Genomic DNA, 20,370 nt, shown 5'->3' with positions numbered 1-20,370 from the left:
GACCGTCAAGATCCGGCTCGACTCAGGATGGTGTCCTATTGAACCGAGAACTTGGCGACCACGGGATTTCCGTCCTTCATGACCGGCTTGTCATAGTCCGTTGTGCCTGGCCCGAACTGGTATACGCTCGGCTCGCCATCATCGACATGCAGCATCGCGATTAGTTCGTTGCCTTCGGGAGCATCGAGAAGATCGACTTTGACATCGCTGTTGTCGCCCTGCTTGACGTAGGTGTGTCCGATCGAAGCGGGGACAACAGGTTTGCCGTCCTGGACGCGGTGGATCACCACCCAACCGTTCTGGGCTGCAGAAACCGACTGGACCGTTACGGACGAACCGGCAGGCTGGTCCTGAACGCTAAGTGCGTTGGCAGGCGCCGCGCTTGTCAACTCCGGTCCGGGGGATACCATGTCGTTCTGATCTGCCTTCTGCTCTTGTTGCGAACCGCATCCGGCGAGGGAGAGGGCAGTCATTGCAACTGCCGCGATGTTAAATGGTTTGAACATTGGTAGATACTCTTTCCTAATCCAGATTAGCCTAGCGGCTTTCTGGCATTTTCTAACGGTCCGACCTGTTATTTTGACACCTTCAATCCTGCTGAGTCTGCACGACAGTACCCGGCTGTCCGTCTGCCATTTCACGGATCGCGAGATACCTCCGGGTTGCCGTTTCGTTGCCTCGAACTATCTGACGAATTGGTCCGGTGGTGTTGACAATCGCACCTCCAGCAGGATTGGCCTTGAACTTAGCAATCGCCTCGACTTCGCCCGTACCATCGGGATGACTGGCAAGAATGAGCTGATATTCCTGTCCGGGCTTCAATCCGGCGACGCCCGCTTCCAGAATCTGTACGAGCCCCTGGTCGAACAGCGCGATCGACGTCATGCCTGTGCCAGTAAGGTTGAGCCGCGTCAGGTTCCCGGCGTCACCTAGTGGCATGAGATTCGCTTTTCCATTGCCGCTCACGGCACCGGGGACGTAGGCAATCGCCTGGGGAGCGTGACCAGTGGGCCATGAGCCAACAACCCTCTGAGATGCCGTATCGATGACGTCGACGCGGTTGTCGTTTTCTAGACCCACGTAGACGCGGCGACCATCTCCGGACGGCCAGACGCCGTGCGGCAATCGACCCACGGGAATTGTGGCGATCTGGCGAAAATCGTCCGTCCGGAACACCTTGACCTGGTTCAATCCGCCAATCGTCACATAGGCCATTAGACCGCGGTCGGTATTTGCGAAGTTGACGTGATTGCTGATTGCCCCGGTGTCGATCACCTTTATCGTATCGAAGGGCGGTTTCGCGTTTATCACGGCCACTTTGCCGATGTCTTTCAGAGTGTACCAGAGCTGTTTTCCATCGGGGCTCGCCGCAAGGTTTGGACAGAAAGGGCTGGGCTGCTCAAGTCGCGCAACCTCCTTATGTGAAGCCACGTCATATACGACGAGCTCGGGTGTAAAGGACGAACAAACGAAGCCGTATTTTCCATCGATGGAGAAGATCTGCATGCCTGGACCTTCAGGTGTATCGATCCGTTTTTTTACCTCGAAAGTCTTGGCATCGAGGACGGCGATGTGGCTTTCGCCGCGAACCGTGACCCAGACTTCTTTCCCGTCGCGCGTATAGAAAGCTTCATGCGGACTGCGTCCAAGATAGGTCGTATGCTTGACGGTATTGGTTGCCGTATCGATGAATGTCACCGAGTTCGATCCGACAGAAACCACCGCCAGCGTCTTTCCGTCGGGGGAAAATCCAAGGCCGTGGACGAGCAGCTGTCCCTTGTAGAGCGCGCCGAAATTGGCGGGCTGCAATTCACCCAGTTTGATGATCCCCAGCGTCTTGCCTTCGACGGGATCGATGACAGTGACGGTATTGGAGAACTGGTCGGCAGTATAGAGGCGATCCGCGCCGGTCTGAGCTTCACTCTCGCCCCACGGAATTTGGGGTCGATCCTGGGCATTTGCAGAGGAGGCAAGGAGAGACGCTGTGCCGATCATGGCGGCGATGATTGTTTTCACGGATAGTACCCCTTCACTGGTTTCACGGGTTCGATTTTCGCTGCTGCGTCGGCACGGGATTGGATGGCGGCAGCGGATCGCCCACGGCCATTTTCATCACGTCGATTTCCTGGCGTTGCTCGATAATGATTTCCTGTGCGATGCGCTTGAGCACGGGGTCCTTGCCGTATTTCAGCTGAGCAACGGCCATCTCTATTGCACCCTGGTGATGCGGGACCATCATCCGGACGAAATCACGATCGACATCTCCCGTTGGTTCAACGTGCATTTGCGCCATCATCCGAGACATCGCAGTGTCCATTTCGGAATAGAATGGACCAGGCGGTTGCGCATGCGGTCCTGCTGCCGAGAGAAGAAGTGCGGCCGGTACAATGGTATATCTCAGGGGCATGGTCTGTTGTCCTATCGAATATCTCAAGCTTTCGGCTTTACGATCGTTCCCCTTCCAGCGGTGTCCATTCGGAGCGTAGGGTTGCTCTCGCAACCATGACGGAGGTTCGGATATAAGCGTGGCCTTTCACCCGGCCAGCGAGAGCCGCGCGATGATCCCGATCGTCATAGCCATCACCGCCATACACGCCGGCAGGAAGAGCATCTGCATGAGCGCCTGCTTCCCCGTGATCAATTCGGTCAGGGTTTCAACCCGGCCCTCGAGGAATGCCCCGAACCCGCGCTGAGGTTCGGCAGGATCGACCGCGTCTGCGACCAGGATGCCACCGATCACGAGAGCGAAGTAGACCAGCATAAGCACGGTAACCATGACCAGGACGAGCGCCGCTTCCGGACTGCGGGCGAAGAAAATCCAGAACCCGGAGAGCATCGCGGCATACAATCCAACGAGCGACACGAGCGCACCGGGATGCACTCCGCGCATAGCTACGCCGGGAGCGGTTCTCTCGATCGCATCGTAGTTTCCCGCGGTATGAACCAGCGTCAGCATTGGGCGAGGTGCGGGCTGCAGTGGCTGGACTGCGAGCTCGACTTTATCAGGCAGGCTGGCCATCGTGATGTCTCCAATTCAACTCGTGCGGGATGCACGAACCGAACAAGGCAAAGATGGTGGACGGCCGATGATCGGTCCAACAGATCGTTCCAATTGTTCCAATCCGAAAGAATGATGAATGGTCGCAGATATGAAACAGCGCGCGCGCCGACTGAGCGAACCTCACGTTGCACCCTTGGAGCAATGGCGCGAAACTGTCGCATCGGGCAGGGCGATGCCCCATTTCGACCCATTCGATGGCGGCGCGTGTGCCCGGCTGCTGATATTGCTGGAGACGCCGCGGGCAATGCGAGGTCAGAGAAGCTCGGCCCTCCGCTTCGTTTCGCGTGACAATCCCAGCGGCACGCAGCGCAATCTCTCGCGCTTTCTCGACGAAGCGGGCATCGCGCGGTCGCACATGCTGCTGTGGAATTGCGTACCCTGGGTCGTTCACGAACCGGGCGCCATCAACCGCCGCTTGCGGCGGGCGGAAATCGCCGAGGGTCTGGATCTGCTTCCCGGTCTTCTTGCTATCCTGCCTCGAGTTCAGGTGGTCGTGCTCGCCGGGAAAGTGGCAAGTGAAGCCGGTGAGGTGATTGCCATTCAGCGCCCCGACGTTTCTATCCTTTACATGCCACACCCGAGCCCAGCTAACGTTTGCACATCGCCGCGCATCGGACAAAGCATCCGGACTGTGCTGTCAGATGCCGCTGCCAGATTGGAATGATCGCTATTCACGTTTGGACGAACCGATCTTTGAGCAATTAGGGATCGGCGATGTTTGTTATACCGATCCGAAAATCCGCAGCGGCGTTTGCGACACTTCTTCTGTTTACCGCAGGATGCGGCCAGGCAGAGCCCGCGCGCGATCCCGTATCCACTGCACGCCCACCCGTACCAGCAGCAGGCCCGGCAAAAGCTGCAACCGTCATCACGGTCTTTTCCGATTATCGGTGCGGCCATTGCCGCGCCTTTCACACCACATTGGAACACTATCGCCGCGACAATCCGGGAGTTCGGATCGTCTATCGGGACTGGCCGGTTCTGGGGCGGGAGTCAGTTGAAGCCGCGCGCTGGGCGATCGCGAGCAATTTCCAGGATCGACACGCAGATTTTAACGCGGCCCTCATGACAGCTCCCCAGCGTATGTCGCGCAGCGATCTCCAAGTGGCTGCCCGAACCGCCGACCTTGACCTGGACCGCCTCCATCAGGATCTGTTCGCCAAAGCATCGGATATAGATGCAATCCTCCAGTCGAATGACGCGCTTGCGCGCTCTTACAGGCTGCAAGGCACGCCCGGCATCGTAATTGGCGACATCATCGTGCCTGGAGCGATCGACCGGGCCACTCTCGATCAGGTGATCGCGCGCGCTGGAAAGCAAAGCGCGCAACCCAATCAATCATAAATGGCGATTGGAATGTTCATATCAAACTGTTGGAGTGATTGATCGAACGACGGTATCGATACCGGCAGGAGATCGAACATGACCCTTGAACAGTTACGGATATTCATCGGTGTGGCCGAGCGCGAGCATGTCACCAAGGCAGCACAGGACCTCAACGTCACCCAGTCGGCGGCGTCAGGGGCCATTGCGACGCTCGAGGCGCGGCATGGCGTGCCGTTGTTCCACCGTGTCGGTCGCGGCATCCAGCTGACCGAGGCTGGCAGCGCATTTCTCGAAGAAGCGCGTGCGGTGGTCGGACGCGCCGCCCATGCCGAGATGATGCTTGCCGAGTTCGGCGGCCTTGAACGCGGGACCTTGCGCCTGGTCGCGAGCCAGACGATCGCCAGCTACTGGCTGCCGGGCAAGCTTGCCGCCTTCAACGCCATGTATCCGAAGATCGCCGTGGAGCTTGCTATCGACAACACCGAGGGAGCAGCGATGCAGGTGTTGAGCGGCGCGGCCGAACTCGGCTTCGTCGAGGGGACGATCGACGATCCCGCGCTTGCCCATTGGGTGGTCGGGCATGACCCGATGGTCCTGGTGGGACGAGAGCGGGTGACCAACATCGACGATGCCTGGCTGCGCGAAGCCCGATGGATCGTGCGCGAGCAGGGATCGGGAACGCGGTCCACGTTCGAGGAGGTCCTGCAGGCGCGGCATATCGATCCGGCTCAGCTGGCGATCTCCATGACGCTGCCATCGAACGAAGCGGTCCGCACCGCGGTCGAGGCAGGCGCCGGCGTTGCCGCGCTCTCGCGGCTGGTCGTTGGGCGAGCTCTCGGCAACGGCGATCTTGTGGAACTGCCTTTCGACGTTCCCGACCGGCCCTTTCATGCGCTGCGGCACAAGGAACGTTATCGCACTCGCGCGGCCGACGCGCTGACCGATCTCATCAAGGAGCAACGCCCGTGACCAACGACCTCAAGGGCATTCTTCGCGGCCAGCGCCCGCTGGCACATCTCGATCATCCCCGCGAGATGATCCGGCAGTTCACGCCGAACTGGTTCGCCGCGACCATGGGAACCGGCATCCTTGCGCTGGCACTGCCGCAGATCCCCGGCATGGGACATATTCTGACGCCCGTCGGCGAAGCACTGTGGTTTTTCAACATCGCATTGTTCGCTTTGTTTACCGTCCTCTATACAGCACGGTGGTTGATGTTCGGGCACGAAGCGCGGCGCATCTTCGGCCACAACACCGTCTCGATGTTCATCGGGACCATTCCGATGGGCCTGGCGACCATCATCAATGGCTGTCTCGCTTTCGGCATTGCACGCTTCGGCGACGCAATCGTGCCGGTGGCGCATGTCCTGTGGTGGATCGATGTCGCAATGTCGCTCGCGTGCGGCGTGCTCATACCGTATTTTATGTTCACTCGGCACCAGCACAGCCTCGATGCCATGACCGCCGTCTGGCTCCTGCCGGTCGTGGCGGCAGAAGTCGCGGGGGCGAGCGGCGGCCTGCTCGCGCCGCATCTCGCCGATCCGCAGGCGCAGCTAATCGTTCTGGCCACATCGTACGTGCTGTGGGCATATTCGGTGCCGGTCGCCTTCGGAATCCTCGCAATCCTGATCCTGCGGATGGCGCTGCACAAGCTGCCTCATGAGGGCATGGCTGCATCATCCTGGTTGGCACTCGGCCCGATCGGCACCGGCGCACTCGGAATGCTCGTCCTTGGCGGCGACGCACCGCAGATCATGGCACAGCACGGGCTGGGCGCGGTTGGTGAAACGGCCCAGGGCATCGGCGTGATCGCGGGGCTGACACTTTGGGGCTTCGGTCTGTGGTGGCTGCTCCTCGCAACGCTCATTACCATTCGCTACTGGCGTGCCGGGGTGCCGTTCAATCTGGGCTGGTGGGGCTACACGTTTCCGCTCGGTGTTTACACGGTAGCGACCTTCCGCCTCGGCACCACCTTGAACCTTGTCTTCTTCGACGTCGCGGGAACGGTGCTCACGATTGCACTTGGAGCCATGTGGTTGCTGGTCGGCGCGAAGACCGTCGCCGGTGCCTGGCGCGGAAACCTGTTCGTGTCACCCTGCATCGCTGCCACCAATTGATCAGGCTTCTGGATCGGTTGGGTCAAACCGATCGCTTGCAGATCACGGATGTCATAGCGCAAGTAATAAGCCGGGTTGGAGAGAGTTAAATGAAGTCACTGGACGGCGAGCTAGCCACTGAAACGAGCCGGAGAAGATTTCTCGCGCAGGCAGTTCTGGGCACAGCAGGTTTCGCGGCAGCTCCTGCGCTCGCGCAACAATTGGTGGACCTGCACTTACCGGGAGGTAATTCGGACAGACCGGTGACCGACGCCTTTCCGGGTAAGGGCCGGATGATCCTTCAGCGGATCCATCCCCCGCTGCTCGAAACGCCCATGGAGGTGTTCGACAAGTCTGTTTTCACGCCCAACGACCAGTTCTACGTGCGCTGGCACTGGGCCGATATCCCCACGTCGATCAATGTCGACTCATTTCGCCTCGAGGTGTCCGGGCACGTCGATAAGCCGATTTCGATCAGTCTTGATCGGCTTCTGAGCTTGCCGCGGATCGAGTATGCCGCGGTCAACCAGTGCTCGGGAAACAGCCGGGGCCTGTTTGTGCCTCGCGTGCCGGGCGCCCAGTGGGGCAACGGGGCGATGGGGAACGCCAAGTGGCTCGGTGTCAGCCTGCGTTCCGTGCTCGACCTGGCCGGGGTCAGGCCCGGGGCGGCGCAGGTGCGGTTCGGCGGGCTCGACCAGCCGGTGGTTCCCGATGGTCCGGACTATTTCAAATCGCTCGCGATCGATCACGCCCGTGACGGAGAGGTCATGATCGCCTTCGGGATGAACGGAGAGCAACTCCCACTGCTCAATGGCTTTCCCTGCCGTCTGATAGTGCCCGGATGGTACTCGACCTATTGGGTGAAGATGCTCAGTTCCATCGAGGTCCTGCCGGGACCCGACGACAAATACTGGATGGCGAAGGCGTACAAGATACCCGACACACCCCGTGCCGATGTCAAGCCTGGTGCTACAGGCTACAAGACCGTGCCCATCAATAAAATGGTGCCACGTTCCTGGGTAACCAGCCTCGGCGATGGCCAGGCCATTGCCTATGAACCGACTATTCCTCTGGGCGGAATTGCCATGGGAGGAGATTGCGGTGTTGCGAGAGTGGCGGTTTCTGCCGACGGTGGGCGAAGCTGGTATCAGACACAGCTCGGACCCGACGAAGGCAAGTACAGCTTCCGCCGATGGGACGCGAGAGTTCCGCTCCCCGGACCCGGGTCCGTCAAACTGATGTCGCGTTGCTGGAATACCGACGGTGTTTCCCAGCCGATGCAGCCAATCTGGAATTCGGGTGGCTACATGCGCGGCAATATCGAAATCACCACGATCGTAGCGTCGTAAGAGGAAAGAGCCATGAAAGCCCCTCCGATCGGAACGCTCGCATTTGGTGCAGTAGGTGTAACGGCCATTGCTCTGATAATCATCGGACCGCCTGGCGCGCGACCAACCAAGCTTCGTGAACCCACGTCCGAGACTGTGCCGCAAGCATCGAGTGTTTCCGTGGCAGGGTTCACACTTACTTCTGAATCGATCGATCTGCCATTCGATGAGCAACAATATCCCGAAGGAGCAAATGCAGATGTTATCAACGCCAATTGCACGTCGTGCCATTCGGCGAGCATGGCACTGACACAACCGCCGCTGTCAAAAGACAAGTGGCGCGAGATCGTGATCAAAATGCGCGATGTCTACAAGGCACCTGTCGGCGAGCAGAGCATTCCCGCGATAGTGGATTACCTTTCAACAATGCCCGGCCAAGCAAACTCAGCCGAACCTGGCATTGAACGGTCAGCGCAAGATAAATCTTAGCCGGAAGGAGTGCGATCATTCGAATTGCTGATCGAGCGACCTGAAGAAATAGCCAGTGCGTTGTCAGGTTTGTTCACGTCCCAGCACGGACTTGCAGAATATCATTTTGGTGTTCGCCTTCTATGCAGTTTGGGAAGGCGATTGGCGAGAAGAACGAACCCCGAACCAGCGATGACGGTCCCACCGATGCCAAACAGAAGCAGCCACCAGCTGTTGATCCGGTCGCGCTGGGTCCAGTCCATGATGTGGAGCCCCCAGACGAAATCGAAGAAGCGCCAGGTGTCGCTCCGCGCCGCAAGAACCGCGCCGGTTGATGCATCGACATAGAGGCGCGTGCTATCCGGATCGGCGAACTGCACCTGCCAGGCAGGGAACGGCCCACCGAATTCGGTGCCGACCGGCGCTTCGATGGACTTCGAGGATCTGATCGCGCTGCCGGGCCCCGTCCAGGCAGCCGAGGCGATTTGCTCGGCGGTGTCGCGGGAGAGCGGCGACAATATCCGTCCGGTCATTGCTTCGTGCAGCGTGGCGCTGCCATTGACGCGCTTCAACTCGACCACCGGTTTTCCGTTGACGGTCTTCGTGGTTGCCGAGACCAGGTCGCCGTCATTCGTTGCCCAAGCGGGTAGCGGTGCGTCAGCACCCAGGGGTAACGGCTCGCGCGAGATCACGTGCTCGGAACGGACGTGTTCGATCTTCAGGAACGACATGATCGTCCCGGTTGCCATCCACAGGAGCGCTTGGACACCGACGAAGACGGCGAGCCACTTGTGGACCTTGCTGCCGAAGATGTGCAGCCGCAGTTTGCGCGAACGCTGGCTTGTCATTGCGGAAGCGGCCGCTCGATCAGTTCGGGCGCGGCGCGCGGGACGAGGAATGGTACTGGAGGATTTTCCAAGCGCCATCCTCGTGAGTCAGGACCGATGTAGGAACCCCGTCGCGCTCGATTGCACGACCATCCGTGAGGGCGATCCGGTAGTGGTAGGTTTCATGACCAAACGCCACATGACCGACCATCCGGACGTTCACCGTCGGATTGGTGATGTAAACTCGGTTATTTCGCCGAGCTCCGGGCCGAGGTGGTGCTCCATGTATTGCGCGAACGTGTCCTCGGCCTTGCCGTTCTCGAACACCAAGGAGTCCGCGGCAAACAGCATACGCATGGCAGCCTCGTCGCGGGCAACCAGTGCGTCGCGGTAGGCAACGAGCACGGACTTCGCCTGCTGCTTGAGCGCGTCCGGCGCTGCGGTTTGGGTACCATGGGCCGAATGATCGGCGTGATCGGCATGCTGAGCGTGTGCCGCAGGGACGAACGCACCGAGTGCCGCTGCAGCCGCAGCCGCGAAACCTGTAAACCTCATCGTTTACCTCCTCAGAACCAGAACCGGACGCCTACGACGTAGTTGGTCACGCTCGGATCTTCGCCTGCAAGGCGGGCATAGTCGGCGCTTTGGCCCACCTTCCATTCCTGTTCGACGCCGACATAGGGCGCGAATTCACGGGCGAATTCGTAGCGCAGCCGCAGGCCCAGTTCGACGGAATCGAGACCAGCTCCGACACCCAGTTCGGGAATGTCCTGCGCTGACAGGTTCACCTCGGCGCGCGGCTGGAGGATGAGACGTTGAGTAATGCGCTGGTCAAGTTCGGCTTCGACTCGTGCGGTCAGATCGCCCTTGGTCGACAGGAAAGCGGCCGCGTCGACCTCGAACATATAAGGCGCAAGACCCTGCACGCCGAGGACGGCATGGGTCCGTTCAGGGCCGGTCAGGTCCTGTCGGACACCAGCCTGCAGGTCCCACCAAGGACCGATCGCGTGACTCCAAAGGCCTTGGATTTCGGCGGACTCGGGCTTCTCCCCGAAGGTACCTTCGCCCTCGCTCTTGAACCAGAACTTGTCGAGGTCGCCGCCGTAATAGCCCTGCACGTCCCACAGGTAACCATCGCCACCTTCGCGTGCGCGATATTCGGCACGGTCGCCCTGGAACCAGAACACCTTCATCCCACCGTTCTCAGCGCGCAGGGCATCGCGCGAGGCGCGCATTGCGTCCGCACCCCAGATCGCATCGGCGGCGCGAGGCGGTCCCGATCCCGCCGCAGCCGGAGGCGGTCCTTGCGGAATGGAGGGCATGTCCATAGCGCCATGGTCCATGGCTCCATGTTCCATCGCTCCGTGGTCCATCACCTGATGGTCCATCGGCGCTTGGCCGGACGATTGCATCCCTTCATGGCCCATCGCCGCGTGGTCCATGCTTTCCATATTGGAATGGTCCATCGCTGGATGGTCCATTCCCTCCATCTGGCTATGCTTCATCTGCGAATGATCCATGCCGGAGTGGCTTTCGTGCAAGTCGGCCGAGGCTGTTTCGCTCGGTTGCGTAGTGGGCTCACACGCCCCTTCGGGTACCGCATGACCCATAGAACGATGGCGGGCGGCTTCCTTTTCGCATTCGGTCTGGGCTGGTGACTGCGCGGCGGGCATTGCGTGGCCCGAATGGTCCTGCGCGAAGGCCGGCGTGGCGGTGCCCGCTAGGAGCATGGCGACGATCAGGCGCATCAGTCTTCTCCCACCCGCTTCACATCGGGAGCCGAAGGCGGCTTGGCGACGGTCACAATCTGGAACATGCCCGAATGCATGTGGTAGAGCAGATGGCAGTGGAAGGCCCAGTCGCCCTGTTCGTCAGCGGTGAGGTCGAAGGTCGCGCTGCCGCCGGGCTGCACGATCACCGTGTGCTTCTGCGGCTGCCGGTCGGCAGGCGCGCCGTTGACCAGCTCGAAGAAATGCCCGTGCAGATGGATCGGATGTGCCATCATCGTGTCGTTGACGAGCTTCACGCGGACGCGCTCGTTGTAAGCGAAGCGAATGGGGTCGTCGCTCACGGCGGTGAACTTCCTGCCGTCGAACGACCACATGTAGCGTTCCATGTTGCCGGTCAGATGGATCTCCATGCTCCGTGACGGGCGGCGCAGATCGTCGTTCGGCTCGAGCGCAACAAGATCCTTGTAGGTGAGAACCTTGTGGGGAACGTTGTCCAAGCCGAGGCCCGGATCGCCCATGCGATCGACCGGATTCATCGACACCATGTCGATGCCGGGCCCGACCTTCACGTCAGGCGGAAGAAGGGATGTGTCGCGCATGTTCATGCCGCTCATATCCATTCCGGCCATCTGGTCGGCGGTCGCACCTTGTGATGACATGTCATGGCCCATGGCCGAATGATCCATGCCGGCCATGTCGCCGCCACCATGGTCCATTCCGCCCGAGCCGTGGTTCATGCCCATGTCCGCCATCGTCAGCAGTGGCGGATCGCGCAAGGGCGGGACCGGTGCCCGCGCGCCGGGACGCGAGGCGAGGGTCGCCACAGCCATGCCCGAGCGGTCCATGCTTTCGGCCACGATCGTCCGGGCTTCGCCGGTCGGCTCGACGACGATGTCATAGGTCTCCGCAGTGCCGATCTGAAACTCCTCGACCTCGACCGGGCGCACGCTCTGCCCATCGGCGCCGACCACCCAGAATTTCACGCCCGGAATGCGGACGTTGAAGAAGGTCATCGCGCTGCCGTTGATGACGCGCAGCCGCACCCGCTCGCCGGGGTTGAACAGGAACTCGAGACCCTCTTCCGGGCCGCGCCCATTGGCGAGGTAGGTGTAGGTCGATCCCGTCACGTCCAGAATGTCGGTTGCCATCATACGCATGCGCGCCCACATCCGCCGGTCCTCGCCCGACAGCGGATAGTCGTCGGTCCAGGTGTTCTGCTGGTAATTGAAGTAGCCTTCACCCTTCTTCAGCTTATCCATGATCGTGTGCGGGTGAAGCGGGGTGAAATCGCTAAGCAGCAGCACGTAGTCGCGGTCCGCCTGCACGGCGTCCGTGCCGGACGGTTCGACCACGATCGGGCCGTAATGTCCGGCCTGTTCCTGCAGTCCCGAGTGGCTATGCCACCAATATGTGCCGCTCTGTCGCAGCGCAGGGATGTCGTAGACGAAGGTTTCGCCCGGCCTGATTCCGGGGAAGCTGACACCGGGAACGCCGTCGAACTGGAACGGCAGCAGCAGGCCATGCCAATGGATCGAGCTGTCCTCATCAAGAGTGTTCGTGACCGCGAGGCGAACCGGCTGACCTTCGCGCAGGCGCACCAGCGGACCGGGCACGCTACCGTTTACGGCGACTGCGTGTCCGCGTCGACCCTGAACCACGCGAGGTCCTTCGCCGATGGTCAGCGCGATGTCGCGGCCTGACACTTCGTCGAAGCCGGGGCGGATCGATCCACCGCCGTGCAGATCGGCACCGCGTGCCCAGGCGGGCAAGGCCAGTGCACCTGCGCCAAGCGCTCCTGCTCCAATCAGCCTTCGACGGGAAACCAGCAATTGAGACATGGGTCTTGCAACTCCTTCTGCCCTTGTCATATATACCCCCCAGGAGTATTGCAAGATACCCCGCAGGGTATTCTGACAGATGGAGCGTTAAACGTGTCAGCAACCGATGGTTCCCGCATCGTCAATCGGCTTCGGAGAATCGAAGGGCAAGTGCGCGGCGTGGCGCAGATGATCGAAGACGATCGTTACTGCATCGATGTCCTCAACCAGGTCCAGGCGGTCAAGGCTGCCCTTGGCCGTGCCGAGAGCGAAATCCTCAAGCGCCATGCGGCGTGCTGCGTGGCCGAAGCGATCGCGAGCGGTGATGCCGACGAGCAGAAGCAGAAGTTCGGCGAGCTGGTCGACCTTTTCGAGAAGGCAAAGCGGTGAACTTCGTGCTTCGCCTCGGCGCTGGTATTTTTCTCTTATTCTCTGCGACGATTGCGTTCGCGCATGGCGACGAGAAGCATGGGGAGGAGAACACGCGCGCAGTTGCAAGCGAGGCGGTCCGTGCTCAGCCCGGTCACGATATGGAAGCGATGGGCGGTGCAGCAGTTTCCGAAGAAACCACCCAAGGCCATGATACCGAGCAAGTCGAGAGCGGCGGCATCGCCGGTGTCTTGAAGAGCTTGCATCCGGCAACCGTCCACTTCCCGATTGCGCTCTTGCTGATGGCTGCGCTTACCGAGCTGTTCGTGATGGCGCGCCGCACTCCCGAACGCGAAGCGGCCGTGAAGATCATGATCTACGGCGGCGCTGCGGGAGCGGTCGTTGCAGCCCTGTTCGGATGGATACACACCGGACTGTGGTTCGGCGGGGATACCGTCATGCAGCTTCACCGCTGGAACGGGATGCTGATCGCGGCCCTCAGCTTGGTGGCAGCGTGGATCGCGTTTCAAAATCCGCAGTCTCGCCTTGCTTTTCGCCTCACGCTTTTCCCGATTGCAGCGCTGCTGATCGCTCAGGGTTACATGGGCGGCGAACTCGCTCACGGCCTCAATCACCTCAAACTCTGAAGGAGCCTGCCATGCGTCTCAATTATCTCGCCTTCGCCGGTAAGTCGTTGCTTGCGCCCGCGCTCCTGCTTCCGCTGGCAGCGTGCGGAGAAGCTGCTGCTCCGGTGGAAGAGGAAACTCCGGCAGCCGAGGCGGCTGCCGCAACCCCGGCTCCGATCGCTTCCGAAGCGATTTCCGAGGCGGTCACCGAGCCAGTCTCCGAGCCGCGATCTGATGCGCCAGTCGCCGCGTCGAGTCCGCAGCCTGCAACCACCAGCGCGCCCGCGCCTTCCGCTCGCAAGGTCGCGCCGGCACCCGTCGCAACTCCCACGCCGACGGCAGCCGCAACGCCCGCCGCTGATCCGCATGCCGGCCACGACATGTCCACCATGTCCGACGAAGACATGAAAGCAATGGGACACAACTGATGAGCCAAAGCAGAAATCTGACCCGTCGCCCGCTTCTCCCCATACTTGGCACGATGTTGCTCGCAGCCTGTACGGGCGCGGCGCAGGCAGCCAGCTTCACCATGTATCGCGATCCCAGCTGCGGATGCTGCGAAGCCTGGGCCGCGCACATGCGGCAGGGCGACCGGCATGAAGTCGCCACGGTCGATCACCCCGACATGGCGTCTGTAAAGGCGCAGAACGGCGTGCCCGATGACCTTTGTTCGTGTCATACCATGATTGCGGATGGATACGTCATCGAGGGCCACGTGCCTGCCGCGGACGTCGAGCGTCTGCTCGCGGAAAGGCCCGACTGGGTCGAAGGGCTAGCGGTCGCCGGTATGCCGCTCGGGTCGCCCGGCATGGAAGCGGGGGGCAAAGTGCAACCCTATCAGGTCATAGCGTTCGGCAGCGGCCGCCGCGAGGTGTTCGCGTCCTATCCCTGATTTCAGTCATACGCACCTGCGAAGCAGAGGAGCCAATCCATGAGCTGTTGCGACACCCACCACGCAGGCCAAGGCCAAGGTGAAGCTACCGCCATCGACCCTGTCTGCGGCATGAGCGTGACGATCGAGGGTGCTACGCATATCGCCGAGCACGACGGCGCGACGCACTACTTCTGTTCGGCGCGGTGCAAGGACAAATTCGTTGTCGATCCGGAACACTATCTGTCCGGAGCGCATCTCAAGCAGGTCGAGGACGTTCCCGAAGGGACGACTTACACCTGTCCCATGCATCCCGAGATCCGGCAGGTAGGACCGGGAAGCTGCCCCATCTGCGGAATGGCGCTGGAGCCCGAGACGGTGAGCCTCGAAGATGGACCCGACCCCGAACTCGTCGACATGACCCGCCGGTTCTGGATCAGCGCGCTCTTCACCCTGCCGTTGTTCGTCTACGCGATGAGCGACATGGTGCCCGGGATCAGCTTCGACCGGCTGATCGAACCGGCACGCGCGCAATGGGCGCAGCTGGCGCTCGCCACACCAGTGGTTCTGTGGGGCGGCTGGACTTTCTTCGAGCGCGCGTGGCAGTCGCTGAAGACCCGTAATCTCAACATGTTTACGCTGATCGGCTTCGGCGTTGCGATCGCATTCCTGTTCAGTGTCGTCGCAACGCTCCTGCCCGACATATTCCCGCCCGCCTTCCGCGATCACTCGGGGCGCGTCGGCGTCTATTACGAGGCGGCGGCGGTCATCACCACGCTCGTCCTACTTGGCCAGGTGCTTGAACTCAGGGCGCGGGGCTCGACCTCGAGTGCCTTGCGCGCGCTCCTTGAACTCGCGCCGCCGACCGCGCTCAAGATCTTCGGCAGTGGCGATGAACGCGAAGTCTCCCTCGACCAATTGGCGAGCGGAGACATGCTCCGCGTCCGCCCGGGTGACAGGGTGCCGGTCGATGGCGAAGTGACCGAAGGCGCGAGCGCGATCGACGAGTCCATGATCAGCGGTGAGCCGTTGCCCGTGTCCAAGAAGGCCGGCGACCAGGTGATCGGCGGAACGGTCAACCAGACCGGCGGCTTCGTCATGCGCGCTGGCGCCGTCGGCAAGGACACCATGCTGTCCAAGATCGTCCAGATGGTCGCTGAGGCACAGCGCAGCCGGGCACCTATCCAGCGTCTGGCCGATCAGGTCGCGGCCTGGTTCGTGCCTTCCGTCGTCGTCATCGCGATCGTGACGTTTATCGTCTGGGCAATCTGGGGGCCATTCCCCGCGCTTGCCTATGCGCTGGTCAACGCGATCGCGGTTCTCATAATTGCCTGTCCATGTGCGCTCGGCCTTGCAACGCCGATGTCGATCATGACCGGGACCGGCAAGGGCGCCCAGCACGGCATCCTCATTCGCAACGCCGAGGCGCTGGAGACGCTTGAGAAGATCGACACGCTGGTGGTCGACAAGACGGGCACTCTCACCATGGGCAAGCCCGATCTCGTAGCCGTCACTCCCCGAGTGGGCCTCGACGAGGCCGAGTTCCTTTCCGCCGTTGCCGCAGTCGAAGCGGGGAGCGAGCATCCGCTCGCCCACGCAATAGTTGAAGGCGCCAAGGCGCGAGACGTGGCGTTCGAGGCAGCGTCGGAACTGTTGTCGACTACCGGCGAGGGTGTCGAGGCGCGCGTGGGACCGCAGAAAGTCGCCATTGGCAACGAGAAACTGATGCGGCGACTCGGTATCGATGATGCGGAATGGCTCGCGTCCGCAGAAGCCGGACGCTCCCAAGGCCAGACCGTGATGTTCGTGGCCGCCGATGGCGCACCGGCAGGGCTGATCGCGGTCGCCGATCCGATCAAGCCGACAAGCGCTGCGGCCATTCGGGCGCTGCACGAGCGCGGGATCGAAGTGGTCATGCTAACCGGCGATAGCCGCGCCACCGCCGAAGCCGTGGCCCGCCAGCTCGGCATCGACGAGGTCGAGGCAAACGTCTCGCCCGAGGATAAGCATCGCAAAGTCGAGGCGCTCAAGGCCTCCGGTAAGCGCGTTGCAATGGCGGGGGACGGCATTAACGATGCGCCAGCGCTGGCGGCTGCGGATGTCGGCATTGCAATGGGAACCGGCACCGACGTGGCGATCGAAAGCGCGGGTGTCACGCTGGTCCGCGGCGACCTGACCGGTGTGCTCCAAGCTATCGTGCTGTCGCGCGCCACCATGCGCAATATTCGCCAAAACCTCGTGTTCGCGTTCGGCTATAATGCGCTGGGCATCCCGGTGGCGGCGGGCGTGCTGTTTCCCGCCTTTGGCCTTCTTCTCAATCCGATGATCGCTGCCGCGGCCATGAGCCTCTCGTCGGTGTCGGTCATCGCCAATGCCCTGCGTCTTCGTGGGCTCAAACTTCCAACCTTGAGCGAAGGTCGGGCATGATCGCGGCAACGGCAATCGGGATTTCACTCTTTATTGCGTCACTGATCTTGCACTTGGCCATGCTGAGACTTGCGAAGAAGCTTTCACCGCCGGGGCTTGCGCCGACCGGTCTGAGACTAACGGGCGGCTCATTGCTCGTTCTCATCAGCCACATGATGGTAGCCGTCGTCTTCGCGGCTGGTTTCGCATGGGCAGCCTCGGTCGGTCTTGGCGGGTTCGCCAAGGAACCGGCGATGTCGCCCATGGATTATTATTACTTCGCCCTGATCACCGTGACGACGGTGGGCCTGGGCGACATCTATCCAACCGATCACCTCAGGGTGATTGCTGGCATCGCGTCGCTGACGGGCTTCATCCTGATCAGCTGCACAGCCCAGTACGTATACAAGACGATGAGCCAACAGGAGGATTGAATGGCCGAGAACCACAGCGCGAATCACCAGCAGAACGGTGGTGGAGGCAACTACTGGCGCTTCATGGCGATGGTGGCGACGTCGACCGCGATCATGTTCGGTTTGATGTATCTCAACACGTACGAAATCGATCACGTGTTCTGGAGCGAAACGCGCTTCTGGATGACGTTCGTCATGGGCGGCATGATGATGATCGTCATGCTGCTCTTCATGTGGGGCATGTACAAGGACAAGACCAAGAACTTCATCATCCTGGGCGTCGGTGCCCTGACTTTTGCGGTGGCGCTATGGCTGGTCCGCAGTCAGGCGACTGTAAACGATGAAGAATACATGTCAGCGATGATCCCGCATCACTCGATCGCAATCATGACGAGCGCGCGGGCTGAGATCACCGACCCGCGTGTTCGCAAACTTGCAGACTCCATCATCGAAGCGCAGGTCAAGGAAATCGCCGAGATGAAGATGCTGATCGAAGACATTGAGACCAATGGCGAAATGGGCGATGGCACGCCACTCCCCGCGCGGACGACTGATCTCACACCGGAGCTATTGCAGGAAGCCGAAAAGGCGGTCGAACGTCGTATCAGTCCGGCGGTGCGCGACGAGGTCACGGTGGGCGAATAAAGGCTCCACGCAGATTTATCCCGCAATTCGCGAAAACGCGAATTTGCGGGATAAAAACCCGATGGGATGGCTGTGCGGAGTTGGTTCGCTGACTGCTTTTGCGGACTTGTGTTGGCGATGCCAAGACGGGAAAAGTGTTGGTGCCGAGTCCTGAAAAAGCTACCTTGATGATCGCCCAACTTATCGAAGCTCAATCAGAAAGCAGCCTCGTAAGGTGACGGGGCCTCTAGGTCAGCCCAAATAAATTTCGAGCCTGTCGGCTCAATGACTGACTTTGGGCTGCAAACAGATTGCCTCCTTCCGGCAAGATATTGAAAACAGAAGCCTGTCGAGCGACCCGAACTCGACATGCAGCTCATTTGACTATTTTGCTGGACGTATCTCCAATGCCAAACCGGCTTCGTTGGCAATCGTGATGCTCCACACATGCGCTTCAGCGACGGCTTTTACCAATGCAAGACCAAGGCCGCTGCCGCGTGTGGTTCGGGATGCGTCGGCTCGATAAAAACGGTCAAAAATATAGGGTCGATGCTCCGGATCGATGCCGGGGCCACTGTCAGTGACCTTGGCTATCCAATCATTGCCGCGTCCTTCCAGGGTTACGCGCACGATTGTTCCGCGAGGGGTGTGGACCACCGCATTGTCAATGAGGTTGGAGAACAACTGCTGCACCAGCGCGCGATCGCCGAACACTTCTATGTCTGGCTGAATATTCGCTACAAGCTCTCGGCCACCATCGGCCATGGCGGGGCGATAGGTATCGGCAAGGTCCGCCAGCATGGCTGAAAGGTCGAAACGCACAAAATGCTTCTGCAAACCGCCGCCTTCGATCTGGGCTATCCGCAGCATGGAGCCGAACATGTCGAGCATGGTCCGCGATTCATCGAGGGCGCTGTCTACAAGGGCGTTGGCAGCAGCAGGATCATCCGCAATCTGAGCCTGTTCCAGCTTGCGCTGCAGACGTCCCAGCGGGGTCCGCATATCATGCGCGATGTCATTGGTGACCTGACGGATCGCCCCCATCACGTTTTCCAGCTGCCCCAGCATACGGTTCAATTGCGCGGACAGTAGGTCGATCTCGTCCCGTGTCGCGCTGACCGGCATACGCTGTGCCATATCGCCGCCCATGACTTTGGCTGCGACGGTGTTCAGCCCCTCAATCCGGCGGAAGTTGCGCAGGGCGATCCACCAGCCCAGCAAGAATGAGAGCAGGACCGCAAGGCCCGTCGCGACCAGCCCTGCCTGCAACAAGGCTTCACGCAGTTCGCTGACCTGCTCATCCTCCTGACCGACAAAGACATAGCCGCCGTCGCGTCCTGTCATGCCAAAGCCGATGATACCGGAATCGTCGAGTTGCCCACCATCGACAAAGCCGCTTTGGACCTGCTCCGTTGAAAGGACTTCGGCGCCGATGATATGTTGCCGGGGTACAAGATCGGCGATCAGCGCCTTGCCTTCGGCATTTTCGACATAGCGAAAGAGTTCTTCCTGTGCGGGGACAATATTCGATAGCTCCCCTGTATCGTCATCCTCCTCCAGCGCTTGCTCAAGTGTGCGTGCGCGCGCTTCCACCGAAGCAGAAATCTGATGTTCTATTGTCGATGTGGCGACTTCGTAGACAAGCGCCAGAAGCACCACCGTCAGCCCGACGAAGAGCACGCCAGAAAGCATTGCAGTGCGAAACGCACCAGAGCGCCAGAATCCCGTGTCACCCATCGATGATATATCCCGCGCCGCGGACCGTGCGGATAGCGGACTGGTCGAACCCATCGTCCAGCTTAGACCGCAGACGGCTGATATGGGTCTCGACGATGCTGGTTGCCGGATCGAAATGGAAACCCCACACACCTTCCAGCAGCATGGTGCGGGTTACGATCTGGCCTGCGTTGTTGAGCAGGAACTCCAGCAGGCGAAACTCCTGCGGTTGAAGGGTGATCGGCTTGCTATCGCGGGTGACCGTGCGGGCGAGCAGGTCCATTTTAAGATCACCCGCTGCCAGTTCGGTCGGGGTATGGGCGGTCTGACGCGGTCTCCGGCCTAGTGCCATCACCCGTGCCGCAAGCTCTGAAAAGGCAAAGGGTTTGACGAGGTAGTCGTCTCCGCCAGCTTCGAGGCCATCGACCCGGTCCGACACGCCATCCAGCGCGGTCAGGAACAGTGCCGGCGTCGTGTTCTCCATCGACCGCAAACCACGGATAATGGCAAGGCCGTCCATTCCCGGCAGCATCCGGTCGAGCACCAGTACATCGTATGGTTCGCTGCCCGCCATCAGGAAGGCTTCTCTTCCTTCGCCGGTCACATCGACGACATGGCCCAGCTCGCGCAAGCCCTTGACAACGAACTGAGCGGTTTCATTGTCGTCTTCGGCTACAAGTATTTTCATATCC

Annotated in this window: 24 protein-coding genes; 13 read left to right on the top strand and 11 right to left on the bottom strand. The window is 60.8% G+C overall.

Annotation, left to right across the window (positions count from 1 at the left end; genetic code table 11):
- Positions 1 to 35: 35 nt before the first annotated feature.
- From D6858_RS03885 to D6858_RS03870, 4 genes are all read right to left on the bottom strand, one after another.
- Entirely contained in the window at positions 36 to 506 is a 471-nt protein-coding gene (locus D6858_RS03885) for a DUF7282 domain-containing protein (protein WP_120107341.1), read from the bottom strand.
- A gap of 82 nt (positions 507 to 588) precedes the next feature.
- Positions 589 to 2,016, bottom strand: a complete 1,428-nt coding sequence (locus tag D6858_RS03880; protein WP_240623684.1) for a YncE family protein — start codon at positions 2,014 to 2,016, stop codon at positions 589 to 591.
- Between the two features lie 22 nt (positions 2,017 to 2,038).
- Entirely contained in the window at positions 2,039 to 2,317 is a 279-nt protein-coding gene (locus tag D6858_RS03875; RefSeq protein WP_039388542.1) for a DUF305 domain-containing protein, read from the bottom strand.
- Positions 2,318 to 2,533: 216 nt separating this feature from the next.
- A complete protein-coding gene (locus tag D6858_RS03870) occupies positions 2,534 to 3,019 on the bottom strand; it encodes a hypothetical protein (RefSeq protein WP_039388541.1) in 486 nt (161 codons plus the stop codon).
- Positions 3,020 to 3,137: 118 nt separating this feature from the next.
- On the opposite strand from D6858_RS03870, the gene D6858_RS03865 reads away from it, so the two are divergent.
- The 6 genes from D6858_RS03865 (at position 3,138) to D6858_RS03840 (ending at position 8,300) form a co-directional block, all read left to right on the top strand.
- Positions 3,138 to 3,725 (top strand): uracil-DNA glycosylase, encoded by a 588-nt coding sequence (locus D6858_RS03865; protein ID WP_039388540.1) that lies wholly within the window; start codon positions 3,138 to 3,140, stop codon positions 3,723 to 3,725.
- 50 nt (positions 3,726 to 3,775) lie between these two features.
- Complete coding sequence (locus tag D6858_RS03860; RefSeq protein WP_084591923.1) at positions 3,776 to 4,405, top strand: thioredoxin domain-containing protein; 630 nt, start codon at positions 3,776 to 3,778, stop codon at positions 4,403 to 4,405.
- A 78-nt stretch (positions 4,406 to 4,483) separates the two neighbouring features.
- Complete coding sequence (locus D6858_RS03855; RefSeq protein WP_120107339.1) at positions 4,484 to 5,356, top strand: LysR substrate-binding domain-containing protein; 873 nt, start codon at positions 4,484 to 4,486, stop codon at positions 5,354 to 5,356.
- The gene (locus D6858_RS03850) at positions 5,353 to 6,504 is read left to right on the top strand and encodes a TDT family transporter (protein ID WP_205664870.1); all 1,152 of its coding nucleotides are present in this window, start codon (positions 5,353 to 5,355) and stop codon (positions 6,502 to 6,504) included. Before D6858_RS03855 ends, D6858_RS03850 begins: the two co-directional genes overlap by 4 nt.
- Positions 6,505 to 6,593: 89 nt before the next feature.
- Positions 6,594 to 7,832 (top strand): molybdopterin-dependent oxidoreductase, encoded by a 1,239-nt coding sequence (locus D6858_RS03845; RefSeq protein ID WP_039388536.1) that lies wholly within the window; start codon positions 6,594 to 6,596, stop codon positions 7,830 to 7,832.
- 12 nt (positions 7,833 to 7,844) lie between these two features.
- Positions 7,845 to 8,300 carry a hypothetical protein gene (locus D6858_RS03840; protein WP_084591922.1) on the top strand — a complete coding sequence of 152 codons (456 nt, stop codon included), beginning with the start codon at positions 7,845 to 7,847 and terminating at the stop codon, positions 8,298 to 8,300.
- Between the two features lie 101 nt (positions 8,301 to 8,401).
- Here the strand turns inward: D6858_RS03840 and D6858_RS03835 are convergent, their stop codons facing one another.
- From D6858_RS03835 to D6858_RS03820, 5 genes are read right to left on the bottom strand one after another with little or no spacing between them, the layout of a single operon-like run.
- Positions 8,402 to 9,127: a PepSY domain-containing protein gene (locus D6858_RS03835; RefSeq protein ID WP_084591921.1), complete on the bottom strand. Its 726-nt coding sequence runs from the start codon at positions 9,125 to 9,127 to the stop codon at positions 8,402 to 8,404.
- Between the two features lie 19 nt (positions 9,128 to 9,146).
- Positions 9,147 to 9,317 (bottom strand): nuclear transport factor 2 family protein, encoded by a 171-nt coding sequence (locus tag D6858_RS16065; RefSeq protein ID WP_240623703.1) that lies wholly within the window; start codon positions 9,315 to 9,317, stop codon positions 9,147 to 9,149.
- An 8-nt stretch (positions 9,318 to 9,325) separates the two neighbouring features.
- Positions 9,326 to 9,661, bottom strand: coding sequence for a hypothetical protein (locus tag D6858_RS03830; protein ID WP_052321960.1), 336 nt, complete (start codon positions 9,659 to 9,661; stop codon positions 9,326 to 9,328).
- A gap of 11 nt (positions 9,662 to 9,672) precedes the next feature.
- Positions 9,673 to 10,854 carry a copper resistance protein B gene (locus D6858_RS03825; RefSeq protein WP_120107337.1) on the bottom strand — a complete coding sequence of 394 codons (1,182 nt, stop codon included), beginning with the start codon at positions 10,852 to 10,854 and terminating at the stop codon, positions 9,673 to 9,675.
- Positions 10,854 to 12,674, bottom strand: a complete 1,821-nt coding sequence (locus D6858_RS03820; RefSeq protein ID WP_120107335.1) for a copper resistance system multicopper oxidase — start codon at positions 12,672 to 12,674, stop codon at positions 10,854 to 10,856. The genes D6858_RS03825 and D6858_RS03820 overlap by 1 nt, the downstream gene beginning before the upstream one ends.
- On the opposite strand from D6858_RS03820, the gene D6858_RS16345 reads away from it, so the two are divergent.
- From D6858_RS16345 to D6858_RS03785, 7 genes are read left to right on the top strand one after another with little or no spacing between them, the layout of a single operon-like run.
- Positions 12,573 to 13,043, top strand: coding sequence for a metal-sensing transcriptional repressor (locus tag D6858_RS16345; protein WP_338067262.1), 471 nt, complete (start codon positions 12,573 to 12,575; stop codon positions 13,041 to 13,043). The genes D6858_RS03820 and D6858_RS16345 overlap by 102 nt on opposite strands.
- Complete coding sequence (locus tag D6858_RS03810; protein WP_240623683.1) at positions 13,040 to 13,669, top strand: DUF2231 domain-containing protein; 630 nt, start codon at positions 13,040 to 13,042, stop codon at positions 13,667 to 13,669. Before D6858_RS16345 ends, D6858_RS03810 begins: the two co-directional genes overlap by 4 nt.
- 11 nt (positions 13,670 to 13,680) lie before the next feature.
- Positions 13,681 to 14,076, top strand: a complete 396-nt coding sequence (locus tag D6858_RS03805; RefSeq protein WP_120107333.1) for a hypothetical protein — start codon at positions 13,681 to 13,683, stop codon at positions 14,074 to 14,076.
- The gene (locus tag D6858_RS03800) at positions 14,076 to 14,540 is read left to right on the top strand and encodes a DUF411 domain-containing protein (RefSeq protein ID WP_039388531.1); all 465 of its coding nucleotides are present in this window, start codon (positions 14,076 to 14,078) and stop codon (positions 14,538 to 14,540) included. Before D6858_RS03805 ends, D6858_RS03800 begins: the two co-directional genes overlap by 1 nt.
- 39 nt (positions 14,541 to 14,579) lie before the next feature.
- Positions 14,580 to 16,946, top strand: coding sequence for a heavy metal translocating P-type ATPase (locus D6858_RS03795; protein ID WP_120107330.1), 2,367 nt, complete (start codon positions 14,580 to 14,582; stop codon positions 16,944 to 16,946).
- Positions 16,943 to 17,359 carry a potassium channel family protein gene (locus D6858_RS03790; protein ID WP_120107328.1) on the top strand — a complete coding sequence of 139 codons (417 nt, stop codon included), beginning with the start codon at positions 16,943 to 16,945 and terminating at the stop codon, positions 17,357 to 17,359. The genes D6858_RS03795 and D6858_RS03790 overlap by 4 nt, the downstream gene beginning before the upstream one ends.
- Entirely contained in the window at positions 17,360 to 17,983 is a 624-nt protein-coding gene (locus D6858_RS03785; RefSeq protein WP_120107326.1) for a DUF305 domain-containing protein, read from the top strand. It begins immediately after the preceding gene.
- Between the two features lie 363 nt (positions 17,984 to 18,346).
- On the opposite strand, the gene D6858_RS03780 is transcribed toward D6858_RS03785, so the two are convergent.
- Positions 18,347 to 19,699, bottom strand: a complete 1,353-nt coding sequence (locus D6858_RS03780; RefSeq protein WP_165859622.1) for an ATP-binding protein — start codon at positions 19,697 to 19,699, stop codon at positions 18,347 to 18,349.
- Positions 19,692 to 20,366: a winged helix-turn-helix domain-containing protein gene (locus tag D6858_RS03775; RefSeq protein ID WP_120107322.1), complete on the bottom strand. Its 675-nt coding sequence runs from the start codon at positions 20,364 to 20,366 to the stop codon at positions 19,692 to 19,694. The genes D6858_RS03780 and D6858_RS03775 overlap by 8 nt, the downstream gene beginning before the upstream one ends.
- Between the last annotated feature and the right edge of the window lie 4 nt (positions 20,367 to 20,370).

It is taken from the genome of Tsuneonella suprasediminis, from assembly GCF_003605755.1.
In the GTDB taxonomy this organism is placed as follows: domain Bacteria; phylum Pseudomonadota; class Alphaproteobacteria; order Sphingomonadales; family Sphingomonadaceae; genus Tsuneonella; species Tsuneonella suprasediminis.
The sequence above is the reverse complement of the archived record's forward strand: the minus strand, read 5'-3'. Positions and strand labels throughout refer to the sequence as shown.

Excerpts from the sequence above, each read along its gene's own strand:
- D6858_RS03885 (WP_120107341.1), bottom strand. The coding sequence starts at position 506 with ATGTTCAAACCATTTAACATCGCGGCAGTTGCAATGACTGCCCTCTCC.
- D6858_RS03875 (WP_039388542.1), bottom strand. The coding sequence starts at position 2,317 with ATGGACACTGCGATGTCTCGGATGATGGCGCAAATGCACGTTGAACCA.
- D6858_RS03870 (WP_039388541.1), bottom strand. The coding sequence starts at position 3,019 with ATGGCCAGCCTGCCTGATAAAGTCGAGCTCGCAGTCCAGCCACTGCAG.
- D6858_RS03865 (WP_039388540.1), top strand. The coding sequence starts at position 3,138 with ATGGTCGCAGATATGAAACAGCGCGCGCGCCGACTGAGCGAACCTCAC.
- D6858_RS03860 (WP_084591923.1), top strand. The coding sequence starts at position 3,776 with ATGTTTGTTATACCGATCCGAAAATCCGCAGCGGCGTTTGCGACACTT.
- D6858_RS03855 (WP_120107339.1), top strand. The coding sequence starts at position 4,484 with ATGACCCTTGAACAGTTACGGATATTCATCGGTGTGGCCGAGCGCGAG.
- D6858_RS03845 (WP_039388536.1), top strand. The coding sequence starts at position 6,594 with ATGAAGTCACTGGACGGCGAGCTAGCCACTGAAACGAGCCGGAGAAGA.
- D6858_RS03840 (WP_084591922.1), top strand. The coding sequence starts at position 7,845 with ATGAAAGCCCCTCCGATCGGAACGCTCGCATTTGGTGCAGTAGGTGTA.
- D6858_RS03835 (WP_084591921.1), bottom strand. The coding sequence starts at position 9,127 with ATGACAAGCCAGCGTTCGCGCAAACTGCGGCTGCACATCTTCGGCAGC.
- D6858_RS16065 (WP_240623703.1), bottom strand. The coding sequence starts at position 9,317 with ATGGTCGGTCATGTGGCGTTTGGTCATGAAACCTACCACTACCGGATC.
- D6858_RS03830 (WP_052321960.1), bottom strand. The coding sequence starts at position 9,661 with ATGAGGTTTACAGGTTTCGCGGCTGCGGCTGCAGCGGCACTCGGTGCG.
- D6858_RS03825 (WP_120107337.1), bottom strand. The coding sequence starts at position 10,854 with ATGCGCCTGATCGTCGCCATGCTCCTAGCGGGCACCGCCACGCCGGCC.
- D6858_RS03820 (WP_120107335.1), bottom strand. The coding sequence starts at position 12,674 with ATGTCTCAATTGCTGGTTTCCCGTCGAAGGCTGATTGGAGCAGGAGCG.
- D6858_RS03805 (WP_120107333.1), top strand. The coding sequence starts at position 13,681 with ATGCGTCTCAATTATCTCGCCTTCGCCGGTAAGTCGTTGCTTGCGCCC.
- D6858_RS03800 (WP_039388531.1), top strand. The coding sequence starts at position 14,076 with ATGAGCCAAAGCAGAAATCTGACCCGTCGCCCGCTTCTCCCCATACTT.
- D6858_RS03795 (WP_120107330.1), top strand. The coding sequence starts at position 14,580 with ATGAGCTGTTGCGACACCCACCACGCAGGCCAAGGCCAAGGTGAAGCT.
- D6858_RS03790 (WP_120107328.1), top strand. The coding sequence starts at position 16,943 with ATGATCGCGGCAACGGCAATCGGGATTTCACTCTTTATTGCGTCACTG.
- D6858_RS03785 (WP_120107326.1), top strand. The coding sequence starts at position 17,360 with ATGGCCGAGAACCACAGCGCGAATCACCAGCAGAACGGTGGTGGAGGC.
- D6858_RS03780 (WP_165859622.1), bottom strand. The coding sequence starts at position 19,699 with ATGGGTGACACGGGATTCTGGCGCTCTGGTGCGTTTCGCACTGCAATG.
- D6858_RS03775 (WP_120107322.1), bottom strand. The coding sequence starts at position 20,366 with ATGAAAATACTTGTAGCCGAAGACGACAATGAAACCGCTCAGTTCGTT.